This is a genomic window from Methylobacterium sp. J-059, assembly GCF_022829485.1.
Lineage (GTDB): Bacteria > Pseudomonadota > Alphaproteobacteria > Rhizobiales > Beijerinckiaceae > Methylobacterium.
Genome location: NZ_JAKSYA010000032.1, coordinates 53587 through 65764 on the forward strand (window position 1 = coordinate 53587; position 12178 = coordinate 65764).

Sequence of the window (12178 nt, forward strand, 5' to 3'; positions counted from 1 at the left end):
CTCAGGAACTCACCAGCGCCGAAAACGTCGCCGGATTTTCTCGGTCCCGGTGTGCGGACGGGGCAGCGTCGGGCGCCGCTCAGTAGCCCAGCGCCAAGCCGGTGTTCCGGCGCGGGTCGTTCGCCCCGTAGAACCGGTTCGCCCCGACCGCCTTGCCGCCGAGCACCGGCGCGCCGATCAGGATCGCGGCGAGGTGGTTGGCTGGCTGCGGCCCGGCGAAATGGTGGCCCATGCCCTCGAGGATCCTGCGGGTGTCGGGCGAGAGCGCGAACCGCTCGACGTTGGTGACGTCGGGCAGCCACTGGTTGTGGATGCGGGGCGCGTCGGCCGCCTCCTGCACGTTCATGCCGTAATCGACGACGTTCAGGATGCTGTGCAGCACCACGGTGAGGATGCGGCTGCCGCCCGGCGTGCCGGTGACGAGGACGGGCTTGCCGTCCTTGGTCACGATGGTCGGGCTCATCGAGCTCAGCGGCGTCTTGCCCGGCGCGATGGCGTTGGCTTCGCCCTGCACCAACCCGTAGATGTTCGGGACCCCGACCTTGGCGGTGAAGTCGTCCATCTCGTCGTTGAGCAGCACGCCGGTGCCGGGCACGGTGATGCGCGCGCCGAACCAGTCGTTCAGGGTGTAGGTCACCGAGACCGCGTTGCCGGCGCCGTCGACGATGGAATAATGCGTCGTGTTGCTGCCCTCGTGCGGCGGCACCCCCGGCTTGAGCCGGCTCGACACGCCGGCCTTGCCCGGATCGATCGCGCTCCGGATGGTCGCCGCGTAGGCCTTGTCGGTCAGGCGCGCGGTCGGGTTGTCGACGAAGTCGGGATCGCCGAGGTAGCTGTTGCGGTCGACGTAGGCGTGCCGCATCGCCTCGATCTCGTAGTGGATCGCCTGCGCCGAGCCCCAGCCGAGATCGCCGAGGGGGTAGCCTTCGAGGATGTTCAGCATCTCGCAGATGACGACGCCGCCGGAGCTCGGCGGCGGAGCCGAGATCACGCGGTAGCCGCGATAGTCGCACTCGACCGGCTTCAGCTCGCGGGTGCGGTAGCGGTCGAGGTCGGCCTGGACGATCAGGCCCTTGCCGGCCTGGCTGGACGCGACGATCGCGCTGCCGACCGGGCCGCCGTAGAAGCCGGCCGCGCCGTGCTCGGCGATCGTCCGGAGCGTTCCCGCGAGATCCTTCTGCTTGAGCATCCGGCCGGCCCGGAACGGCGCATCGCCGTCGACGAAGATCGCGGCGGAGGCCGGATCCCTGCGCAGGTCCGGGGTGGCGATGGCGAACATGTCGGCATCGCCCTGCTCGAGGACGAAACCGCCCTCGGCGTAGGCGATGGCCGGGGCGATCAGCTCGGCGCGGGCCATCGTCCCGTAGGTCTCGCGCGCCGTCTCCAGGCCGGAGACGGTGCCCGGCACCGCCACGGCGAGGGGGCCGCTGACGCTCAGGCCCTTGATGACGTTCCCGTCCCTGTCGAGGTACATGTCGCGGGTCGCGGCCAAGGGCGCCTTCTCGCGAAAATCGAGGAAGGTCCGGCGCCCGTCGGCGAGCTGGACGGTCATGAAGCCGCCGCCGCCGAGGTTGCCCGCGGCCGGGTAGACCACCGCCAGTGCGTAGCCGACGGCCACCGCCGCATCGACGGCATTGCCGCCGCGCTTCAGCACGTCAACGCCGACCTGGGTCGCGAGGTGCTGCGCGGTCACGACCATGCCGTGCTCGGCCACCGCGGGCGCGATCGAGGCCGCTCGGGCAGGCATCGCGAGGGCGAGGATCGCGAGCATCGCCGCGACGGCCCGGGCCGGCCTGCGGTGCGACCCAGCCGTCCGCGTCGGGCCAGGGCTGCCGTCCGTTCGATCCAGGCGCATCGTCGCTCCGAGGAAACTGGTGAGGCCGCGCTCGCGGCCCGGGCGGTGGAATGGGCCGCCAAGGTCGGCGCCGCGTCAACCGGCGCCGGGCGAAAATCGCGAAGGGCCGCCTCCCGCCCCGCAAGCCGCGTTCCGTGCCCGATCGCGGCGTGCGCCGACGGCGAAAAGCCCCGCCGGCTGGCCTCGGCCCCGGCCCTGCTGTTAAGAGGCCCCTCGACGGGCGGCCCGAAAGAGGCTCGGCCCGACGGAGGAACGATGCCTCGCTTTATTCTCCCCATCGCCGGAGCCGTGCTGATCGCCATGACCGCTGCCGCCAACGCCGACTACACCACCCTGCCCTCCGGCCTGAAGTATCAGGACGAAGTCGTCGGCACCGGGCCCGAGCCGAAGGCCGGCCAGAAGGTGACCGTGCAGTACACCGGCTGGCTCGACGACGCCGGCAAGAAGGGCAAGAAGTTCGATTCCTCACGGGATCGCAACCAGCCCTTCACCTTCACCCTCGGCGCCGGCCAGGTCATCCAGGGCTGGGACCTCGGCGTCGCCACGATGAAGCAGGGCGGCAAGCGCACCCTGGTGATCCCGGCCGAGCTCGGCTACGGCGCCCGCGGCGCCGGCGGCATCATCCCGCCCGGCGCGACGCTGATCTTCGACGTCGAGCTTCTCGGCGCGAAGTAACGCGGACGGCTGCGCGAACGCGGGAGTTCGAGACGATGCTGTTCGCGCAGCTTCCCGACGACCTGTTCCGGCCGCTGGCCTCGCCGAGCCGGGCCTTCAACGCCGCGCTGCTGCTGCACCTGCACCGCAAGGTGATGGGCACCAGCCCCGACCCGGTGCGCAAGGCGGAGCTGCTGGCCGCCATCGGCGACTTCTCCGCCGACTGGGCGCTCGACCAGCAATCCGACGACGAGCTGGTGCCGGTCGATCCGATCGAGCGGCGCTCGGCGCTGTTCCGGCGCTTTCTCGAGACCGGCTGGCTGATCGAGCGGCGCGAGCGCTACGTGCCGGTGGTCGATTTCGACCCCGAGGCGCGGCTGCTGCTCGAGGAGCTGTCGCGGATGGAGCGCGGCGAGACCCGCTCCTACGGTGCCGCGATCCTCGACGTGCTCGGAAGCCTGGAGAGCGCGATCGCCAACCCGGCCGACCGCTCCGAGGCGCTCGGCAATGCGGCCCGCGCGGCGCAGGCCTTCCTCGGGCACGTCCGCGGGCTGGCCGGCGCGATGCGCAAGATCGAGGAGCGCATTCTCCACGAGGAGGATATGCGCGCCGCCTTCCGCCTCTACTTCGAGGACTTCGTCGAGCGCCACCTGATCAGCGACTACCGGACGCTGCACACGCGCTACAACCCGTTCCGCTTCCGCTCGGCGATCGTGCGCGAGGCGGGCCGCGCGCTGCGCGATCCGCTGCTGATCCGCGCGCTCGCCGAGGCGATCCTGCGCGAGGGAAGGGCGGCGGAACTCCGCGTCGCCGAGCGCGGCGTGCGCGCCGACCTCACCCAGATCCTGTCGATCTTCGAAGGGCTCGACCGGCACCTCGACGCCGTCGACGACGTGGTCGCGCGGATGGAGCGACGGATCGCGGCCGCCGTCCGCTACATGGACCGGCCGGATTCGGCGGGGATCGAGCGCACGGCGGCGGCCCTGCGCGCGGTCGGCGCCGCGGCGGCCGCACCGGACGTGGCACCGGCGATCTCGCTGCTGCGCCCGCCGATCGGGACGCCGCACCTCGCGATCCCGCGCGGGCGAAAAGTCCCGATCGAGACCGAGGCGCTGCCGGATTTCGAGATCGATCCCGCGATCGAGGCCTTCGTCGAGGCGAAGGCGGCCTATCGCCGGCGCACCACCGTGACGGCGGAGACGATGACCGCCTTCCTCGACCGCCACCTCGGGCCCGACGGCACCCTGCGCGGCTCGGCGATCGCGGTCGCCGACGTCGACGCCTTCGTCGTGTTCCAGCGCCTGCGCGAGATCGACGTGCTGTTCGAGGGCGCGCTCGGCACGCGCTACACGATCGCCCGCGTGGAGGGCCGGCTCGCGAACGGCTGGCTCGACTGCCCGGACTTCGTCATCCGCCGCATCTCGGGCGACCGGCATGCTTGAGCCGTTCCGCGCCATCGTCGACGGCGAGGAGCCGCCCCCGCCCGGCGCCCGCGCGCCCGACGTGGAGGAGCTGACCCGCGCGCTCGCGGTGCTGTTGAAGGGCCAGGTGATCTACGCCAACACTCCCGGCATCGGCCGCAGCTACGAGCTCGCGCGCCACTACGCCCCGTTCTTTACCGACTACTTCGCCTGCCTCGGCTACGCGCTGACCGTGTCGCACCGCGACCAGATGGTCTCGCTCACGCTGGCCCAGGACGGCCCGCGTCACGACATCGTCGCCGAGCGCCTGCGCAAGGACGAGACTCTGGTGCTGCTGGCGCTTCGCCTGATCTACGAGGAAGGCTTGCGCGATCACCGCGTCTCCACCGACGGGCTCGTCGAGTGCACCACCGACGACGTCACCGAGCGCATCCGCACCGCCGCCCGCAGCGATCCGCCCGAGGAGACGCGGCTGATCGAGATCCTGCGCCTGATCGCCCGCCGCGGCGGGCTGCGGCTCGGCGAGCGCGACAGGGCCGAGCGCGTCACCCCGGTGAGCGTGCTGCCCGGCATCCTGGTGCTCGCCTCGGACGCCTGGCTCGACCGCCTGCGGGCGTGGTCCGAGGCGGCCGAGGGCTGAGTCAGGGCTTCGCCGCGCGTGGCGCGGGCAGCAGCGTGCGTAAAGCCTCGAAATAGCGCCGACCGAGGATGCGCTGCGAGGCCGCGTCAAAATGGATCTTGTCGCCGGGGTTTCCGGTCAGCCCGTCGGCCGAGACGTCGACCGTCCGCGGCACCGTGTCGGCGAGGTGCGCGAGCGCGTCGAGGATCGCGGTCTGCGCGGGCGTCGGCTTCACCCATTCCGGCTCGAAGCCCCCCGTCACGAACGGCGCGTTCCGCGCGCCGCCGATGCGGGCGCGGAACGCGGCGACGGTGCGCGTGAGCCGCGCGGCGTAATCCGAGCCGGACAGCGCGCCGACGTCGGCCTCGCCCTGGTGCCAGAGGATCGCGGCGAGGCAGGCGTTCGGCGCGGCGGCGAGCGCCGCGCTGGTGCGCTTCACCGCAGCCTCGAACAGGTCGTCGCCGGGGTTCCAGCGGCCGTTGGCGAAGCCGGTGCCGCCGACGGCCGCGGGCACGAGCAGGATCCGGCGGCCCGGCGGCCGCGCGGCGATGTAGGCGCGGGCGAAGCTCAAGCCGAGGCCGACCCGCCCCGCGGCGGCCCCCGGATGCAGGAGCGGATCGATCGCGGCCACGATCCGGCCACGGCCGCCGGCCTGGCTCCACTGCCCGATGCGCGGATCGGGCGTCCCGTCGAGCGCGGCGTCGAAGCCCAGGCCGAACCCGACCATGTTCGACTGCCCGGCGAGCAGCACCACGTCGGTGCCCCGCCCCCGATCGGTCGGCCTGCAAACCCCCGCCGTCGCGGGCGACGCCAGCGCGAGGCCGACGAGGGCCGAAACGCCGAGCCTCCTGGCCCGGCGAGGACCCGTGCGCTGCGTTCTCAAGATCATGGCTGCCGTGCCCGCGCCCCCGGGATCGAGGGGCTTCCGGCCCCCCTCTACACCGAAAACCCGCGGCGCCGCCGCCGTCCGTGCTCTGCGCGCCCTTGCGTCTGCCCGCGCGGTTGGCCAACTGGGCGCCCCCGCCTCACCCGGATCGGACCCGCCCCCGGTGTACCGCCTCACCGACATCGCCCTTTCGAATTGGTACCTCATCCGGCGCGAGCAGATTCGGATTCGGGGCGCGGCGGCGCTCGTCGGGCCGACGGGGGCCGGCAAGTCGACGATCTTCGATGCGGTCGGCACCGTGCTGGCCGGCAACAATGCCAGCCGGCTGGCGCTGAACGCCTCGGCCTCGGGCCGCAGCGCACGCACCGTGCGCGACTACTGCCTCGGCTGGATCAGCGACCCGGCCGAGGGCGGGCGCCCGACGCGCGAGGCCTGCGAGACCGTCATCGCCCTGGTGTTCGAGAACGCCGAGAGCGGGCGCACGGTCTCCTTCGGGCTGGCGCTCGCCGCGCGGGCGACCGACCAGAAGGAGGAGGTGCTCTCCCGCTTCATCGCCACCGGGCACCGCTTCGAGATCGGCGACTACCTGCGCACCAATGCCGAGGGCAGCTTCACCGCGCCGTGGACCGAGATCGCCAAGGACCTGCGGCTGCGGGCCGAGCGCTTCGAGGAGTTCCGCTCCTCCGGCGAGCGCTTCACGGCGGAAGTGCTGGCGACCCTGCGCGAGGGTGCGCCGGCGCCGGACCCGCGCCACTTCCTGCGCACCTTCTCGAACGCGGTTGCGTTCAAGCCGATCTTCGATTCGAGCGCCTTCGTGCGCAGCTTCGTCCTCGACCCCGAGCCGCTCGACGTCGCGCGCGTCCGGCAATCGGTCGAGAATTGGCGCCGGCTGCTGGAGACGATCGAGGAGCTGGAGGTCAAGCTCGCGCGGCTGAAGCGTCTCGCCGGGCGCTACGAATCCTGGGCCGATGCGGTGCTCGCCTCCGGCATCCACGAGGCCCGGGCGGCCAGCGCCGAGCTGCGCCGCCGCTGCCACGATCTCGTGGCGGTGCGGGCCAAGCTCCGCGCCGGCGCCGAGCCGCTGCGGATCGCCCGCGAGAGCGTCGCCACGAGCCGCGGCTTCGTGCGCGACATCGACGGGGAGATCGCCGAGAAGAAGGCCCTCGTCGTCGGCGGCGCCACGGACGGGCGCCTGGCCGCCTCGACCATCGGCCTGTCGATGCTGGAGCGCGACCGGCGGGACCTGGCGGCCCGGGTCGCCGACCTCGTCGGCCTCGTCGGGCAGATGGGCAAGCTCCAGGCGGTCGCGCCGGTGCTGCGCCAGGTGGCGCCGCAGGCCGCGCGGCTCGCCGAGGCCTGCGCCCGCTCGGGGCTGCGCCGCGAGGCCCCGCCGGAGGAGACCCTGCGCCACGACGGGCCCCTCCCCGACCTGATCGAGGGCCTGCTGCGGCTGCCCGAGTTCGACGAGGCCCTGGACCGGGCCGCCGAGGACACGGCGCTGAAGGCCCGCGCGCAGGAGAGCGAGGCCGAGCGCTCGGCCCCTGCCCCGGCCGCAGGGCACGGCGCGCGGCTCTCCTCCGACACGGTCGCCTTCCGCGCCGAGCTGGCCCGGCGCAACATCGATGCCGTGCCGGTCTGCGAGCTCGCCGAGATCGTCGATCCGCATTGGGGGCCGGCGCTCGAGGGCCTGCTCGGCCGGGCGCGCGAAGCCCTCGTGGTCGCGCCCGACCGGCTCGAGGAGGCGCTCGGCGTGCTCCAGGGCAACCGCGACCGCTTCAGCCGCTGCATCCTGGTGAAGACGACCGACACCGCCGGCCAGCGGGCGCGCCGCTTCGACGACGGCCCGCTCTCGGTGATCGAGACCGACGACCCGCACGCCGCCGCCTTCCTCGGCGTGCGGCTCGGCGGCTACGATCTCGCCCGCGACGACGCCGAGCTGCGCCGGATGAGCCGCGCCGTGGCGCCGAGCGGGCGCACCACCGCCGGCATGGCCTACTCGGTGACCCGCTCGGTCGACCTGCTGATGACGCGCGGCCAGCGCGGCCCCACCGCCGAAGGCCGGCGCAACCACGAGGTCGCGGTGGCGGAGGCCAAGCGCCTGCGCGGCGAGGCCGTGGTCCTGCGCGAGGCCGCGCGGACGGCGGCGGCGATCCGCGCGCGCATCGCCCGCGGCGTCGAGGATTGCGACGCCCTGCGCGAGGAGATCGACGGGATCGAGGGCCGCAAGCGCACGCTCGCCACCGAGCGCGAGGCGATCGAGAAGCGCGACACCGCCGGCCTCGCCGAGGAGATCAAGGCGCTCACCGCCGAGCGCATCGCCTATCTGCGCGAGCTCTCCGAGGTGCTGGAACCGAAGCTCGACGGCCTGCTCGCCGAGGAGGCCGGGCTCAAGGCGCGGCTCGGGGCCGGGCGCGAGGCGGCGCGCGCCGCCTTCGCCGCCCGCCGCAGCGCCCTGCATAGGCTCGCCAGCGGGGATTGCCTGCGCATCCGCATGGTGCGCGGGCAGGTGTTCTCGGCCGCCCCCGTCCACGCGATCCGCGCGGAATTGGCCGGGCTGGAGGCGAAGGTGATCTCGGCTGCGGCATCGGCCGAGCGCAGCCTCGCGCAGGAGGCGGCCGAGAGCGCGCGCTCGCACGGCCGCGCGGCCGAGCGCGACCTCGCCGAGTATTGCGCCCAGTGGCGGATCGACAACCCGCTCGGCCGCGGCGACGGCAACCGCGGCGACCAGCCGGCGACCTTGGGCTATGCCTGGGTCCGGCGCGAGCACGACGAGGTCGAGGGGCACGAGCTGCGCCGCTACCGCGCCCAGGCCGAGCGGGCGACGGACGAGATGCGCCGCCTGATGACGGAGGACCTGCTGACGCGGCTCGCCGACAAGTTCGAGCGGGTGCGCGCGCGGCTCGACGCGCTCAACGAGCGGCTCTCGACCCAGCGCTTCACCGGCCAGACCTACGCCTTCGAGGCCGTGGTCGACCGCCGCTACGCCGCCGTCCACGCGCTGGCGACCGAGGTGGCGCGCTCGCCCGACGCGGCCCAGGCGCTGCTGCCGGACGACGGCGAGGGCCCGATGGCCGCTGCGCTTGCCGAGGTCACCGCCCTGATCTCCGGCGCCGAGGACGCGGCACGCCTGGCCGACTACCGCAACTACTTCGTCTACGAGATCGGGATGCGGGACGGGGCGGGAAACCGCACCACGATGTCGAGCCGGGCGCTGCGTGGATCGGGCGGCGAGGCGCAGGCACCGTTCTACGTGGCGATCGCGGCCTCGCTTGCCAGCGCCTACTATCCGGGCGACCGGCCGGGCGACGAGAATCCGGGCTTCGGCCTGTGCCTGCTCGACGAGGCGTTCTCGAAGCTCGACGTGCGCAACAGCCAGGCGCTGGTCGATCTCTACGCGGCGTGGGGGCTGCAGCTGCTCATCGCCGCCCCGGAGGACAAGCGCACCACGCTGACCGAGGTGATGGACACCATCGTCACCGTCTACAAGAGCCCGGATCTCGCCTCGGTGCGGATCGAGTCCGAGCACCCGCTGGAGGCGGCCAAGCGTGCGCTGCACGCGATCAATCCGGAGCGGTACGACGACGATCGCGATGCGGCCGAGTAGGCTGCGCGATCGCAATTAGGCACCGCCGGCGCGAGAACGATCGGGAGAACGTCCGGCCAGCGGTGCCAGCCAGACGAGAGGGGGGAACTCATCGAGCCGATTACACCCTAGGGTTTGCTCGGCCGATCGCCATTCACATTTGTGAAAGTGCCGACGACAAAACTCCGGCGCGTTGGACTTATGCACCGTCGCGCATTGTGGGCGGCCGGCGGTCGGCAGCGCGACCGCGCCGCCGCATCGGGCCGGGCGCGGTCGCGTCGCGGAAGCGCCGCCCGTCCGGGGGGCCGGCGCGACGTCTCAGTTCAGGTAGGTGCGGATCCAGTTCGGGGACAGGATCTCGCCCTCGTCCGTGATGATCCAGGGCTGCTTGGCCGGGTCGGTCAGCGCGCCGGCGGCGGCGGCGATCGCCTCGCGCAGGGTGCCGTAGCGCTTGGGCTGCGCCAGCGGCGAGCTTGCCGGCAGGGTGCGCCAGATCGTCAGATCGGCGGGTCGTTCGAGGGCCTCGGTTTCCATCTCACTCTTTTCCTTCCGAAACGGTATCGTCCGTTCAGGCGTCCACGGCCGGCACCAGGGCTGGCCGATCAGGAACGCAGCGTATTTGCCCAGACATCGAAGCATCTCTAAGGCAGCTTCACGATCATTGCGGCACCCTCGTCAGGAACCGGTCATGATTGCGTCGCAAATCGCCCGCGTCGGATTGCCGACCACCGGTGGCAGATCGGGCGCGAACACCTCAGGACTTCGTTTCGTCTTGTCGAAACTGTGGTCTTGAGGAATGACCATTCCGTTAGCGTCTCCGCCGCAGCGCGACGGTGCGGCGCCGCACCTTGACCATTCCCGTGCGAGAACGTTGAAGCGGGCAGGCTGAATGCCACGTTAAGGGTCGACGGATCGCGGGTCGGCCGCGTCGTCGTGCCCGTCGGTCGGAGATCGCGTCATCGTGCCGGATCGTTTCGCGCGCCTCGTGCTGGCCGCCATCCTGGTGCTGCTGGCGCTGTTCGTCGCACAGCCCTACGTCACCGCGTTCCTGTTCTCGCGGGAGGTCCCGCGCGCGGTGACCGCCCGCGGCGACCTCGCACCGGCGGAGGCGACCACCGTCGCGCTGTTCGAGCGGGCGAGCCCTTCGGTGGTGCACGTCTTCGCGCAAGGCGCGGCGCGCGGCGCCGACCTGATGAGCCTCGACGACGAATCCGAGCAGGGCCAGGAGGGCGGCCGGTCGGGCAACACCCAGACCGGAACCGGCTTCGTCTGGGATGCCGGCGGCCACGTCGTCACCAACAACCACGTCGTCCAGGCGGCGATCCAGTCGGGCGGGTCGATCTCGGTGCGCCTGTCCTCGGGCGAGGTGGTCTCCGCGACCGTGGTCGGCGCCGCGCCGGCCTACGACCTCGCGGTGCTGCGGCTCGGCCGGGTGGCGAAGGCGCCGCCGCCGCTCGCCATCGGCACCTCGGCCGACCTGAAGGTCGGGCAGTCCACCTTCGCCATCGGCAACCCGTTCGGGCTCGACCACACCCTCACCACCGGCGTGATCAGCGCGCTCCAGCGGCGCCTGCCGACGAGCGAGGGCCGCGAATTGTCCGGCGTGATCCAGACCGATGCGGCGATCAACCCCGGCAATTCCGGCGGGCCGCTGCTCGATTCCGCCGGCCGGCTGATCGGCGTCAACACCGCGATCTTCTCGCCGTCCGGGGCGAGCGCCGGCATCGGCTTCGCGGTGCCGGTGGACGTGGTCAACCGCGTGGTGCCCGATCTCATCCGCAACGGGCGCGTGCGCAACCCCGGCATCGGCATCATCGCCGGCCAGGAGGCGACCGCCGCCCGGCTCGGCATCGACGGCGTCGTGGTGCTCCGCGTCCTGCGCGGATCGCCGGCCGCCGGCGCGGGCCTGCGCGGGGTCGACCCGCAGACGGGGGCGATCGGCGACGTCGTCGTCGGCGTCGGCGACCGCCCGGTCCACCGCCTGGCCGACCTCACCGCGGCGCTCGAGGCGGCGGGTCTCGGCCAGCCCATCGACCTCGCGGTCGAGCGGGACGGGCGCACCCGCCGCGTGCGCATCACGACGGCGGACGTCGCGGAGAACCGGCCATGATCCCCACCCTCGCCGTGCTGATCGGCCTCGCCGCCGGCCTCTCGATCGCCGCCCCCCTCCCCGCGCCAGCCGCCGAGAAGCCGGCGCGCCCGCGGCTCTGTCCCGAGGACGCGCCGGAGGGCGTGCGCCTGCCGCCGCAGCCGGGCTGCGGATCGCGCGAGATCCCGACGCCGCGGCGCGATTCCGGGTTCCACGAGATCCTTCCGGGCACGGGCATCCGCATCAGCGGGCGCGCGAGTTCCAGCTTCGACACGCGGCGCTAGGCCGATGCTGCTCGTCCTCGGCTTCGCGGCGTGTTTCGGCCTGTGGTGGCTCGGCCGGAACGGCGGCCGGCTCGGGCCCAGGCTCACCCCGCGGTCGATCCGGCGTGCCGGCGCCTGGATCGCGATCGGGCTCGCCGCCATCCTGCTGCTGCGCGGCCAGCTCGGCCCGGCCCTGGTCGTCGGGCTCGGCGGCGTCTGGCTGCTCGAAGGGCCGGAGACGCTGGGTTCCCGGCTCAAGCGGCTGCTGGCGTCGATGAAGCCGTCGCCGAGACGGCACCGGACGGCGCGGGTGGATTTCGTCCTGCGCGACGACGGCAGCGTCGGCGACGGCATCCTGCGCGGCGGCCCGCTCGGCGGCCGGCGTCTCGAGAGCCTCGGGCTCGCCGACCTCCGCGCGGTGCTGGCGGTCTGCCGGACGCAGGACCCCGCGGCGGTGGTGCCGCTAGAGGCGTATCTCGACCGCCGGCACGCCGGCTGGCGTGTAGACGCTGAGCGCGATCGCGACGCGGGGCCGCGCCGTCCGGCGCAGCCAGGGACGATGACGCAGGACGAGGCCTATCAGATCCTGGGGCTTGAGCGCGGGGCGACCCCAGAGGCCGTCCGCACGGCTCACCGGACCTTGATGAAGCGCGCCCACCCCGACCAGGGGGGAAGCGCCGAAGGGGCGGCCCGCGTCAACGCGGCCCGCGACAGGCTGACGAACCGACATCGCTGAGACTCCACGCGCGTTGCCAGGGGTGCAGGACGACGTTCGCCGAGGGCGGCGTCCGCCGTCGGCGTCGATGGC

10 protein-coding genes are annotated in these 12178 nt (G+C 73.0%); 7 read left to right on the plus strand and 3 right to left on the minus strand.

All coding sequences use genetic code 11. The annotated features are described in order from the left end of the window. Positions 1-79: 79 nt before the first annotated feature. Positions 80-1771: a gamma-glutamyltransferase gene (gene ggt, locus MKK55_RS02135; RefSeq protein ID WP_409566003.1), complete on the minus strand. Its 1692-nt coding sequence runs from the start codon at positions 1769-1771 to the stop codon at positions 80-82. Between the two features lie 339 nt (positions 1772-2110). Here ggt and MKK55_RS02140 point away from each other — a divergent pair, with 339 nt between their 5' ends. The 3 genes from MKK55_RS02140 to MKK55_RS02150 are packed head-to-tail and all read left to right on the plus strand — an operon-like array spanning position 2111 to position 4570. Next, positions 2111-2530 (plus strand): FKBP-type peptidyl-prolyl cis-trans isomerase, encoded by a 420-nt coding sequence (locus MKK55_RS02140; protein WP_147728502.1) that lies wholly within the window; start codon positions 2111-2113, stop codon positions 2528-2530. A 35-nt stretch (positions 2531-2565) separates the two neighbouring features. Then, on the plus strand, positions 2566-3951 hold the full coding sequence (locus tag MKK55_RS02145) for a Wadjet anti-phage system protein JetA family protein (RefSeq protein ID WP_243933036.1): 1386 nt from the start codon (positions 2566-2568) through the stop codon (positions 3949-3951). Then, complete coding sequence (locus MKK55_RS02150; RefSeq protein WP_243933037.1) at positions 3944-4570, plus strand: DUF4194 domain-containing protein; 627 nt, start codon at positions 3944-3946, stop codon at positions 4568-4570. Before MKK55_RS02145 ends, MKK55_RS02150 begins: the two co-directional genes overlap by 8 nt. 1 nt (position 4571) lies before the next feature. Here MKK55_RS02150 and MKK55_RS02155 read toward each other — a convergent pair whose 3' ends face one another. Then, complete coding sequence (locus MKK55_RS02155) at positions 4572-5438, minus strand: sialate O-acetylesterase (RefSeq protein WP_243933038.1); 867 nt, start codon at positions 5436-5438, stop codon at positions 4572-4574. Positions 5439-5598: 160 nt separating this feature from the next. Here MKK55_RS02155 and MKK55_RS02160 point away from each other — a divergent pair, with 160 nt between their 5' ends. After that, complete coding sequence (locus MKK55_RS02160) at positions 5599-9039, plus strand: SbcC/MukB-like Walker B domain-containing protein (protein WP_243933039.1); 3441 nt, start codon at positions 5599-5601, stop codon at positions 9037-9039. A 297-nt stretch (positions 9040-9336) separates the two neighbouring features. Here the strand turns inward: MKK55_RS02160 and MKK55_RS02165 are convergent, their stop codons facing one another. Next, the gene (locus MKK55_RS02165) at positions 9337-9552 is read right to left on the minus strand and encodes a hypothetical protein (RefSeq protein WP_147729791.1); all 216 of its coding nucleotides are present in this window, start codon (positions 9550-9552) and stop codon (positions 9337-9339) included. Between the two features lie 427 nt (positions 9553-9979). Between MKK55_RS02165 and MKK55_RS02170 the strand changes: the two genes are divergently transcribed. From MKK55_RS02170 to MKK55_RS02180, 3 genes are read left to right on the plus strand one after another with little or no spacing between them, the layout of a single operon-like run. Beyond that, positions 9980-11128 (plus strand): S1C family serine protease, encoded by a 1149-nt coding sequence (locus MKK55_RS02170; RefSeq protein ID WP_147858609.1) that lies wholly within the window; start codon positions 9980-9982, stop codon positions 11126-11128. Then, on the plus strand, positions 11125-11391 hold the full coding sequence (locus tag MKK55_RS02175) for a hypothetical protein (RefSeq protein WP_243933040.1): 267 nt from the start codon (positions 11125-11127) through the stop codon (positions 11389-11391). Before MKK55_RS02170 ends, MKK55_RS02175 begins: the two co-directional genes overlap by 4 nt. A 4-nt stretch (positions 11392-11395) precedes the next feature. Next, complete coding sequence (locus MKK55_RS02180) at positions 11396-12106, plus strand: J domain-containing protein (RefSeq protein ID WP_243933041.1); 711 nt, start codon at positions 11396-11398, stop codon at positions 12104-12106. Positions 12107-12178 lie beyond the last annotated feature (72 nt).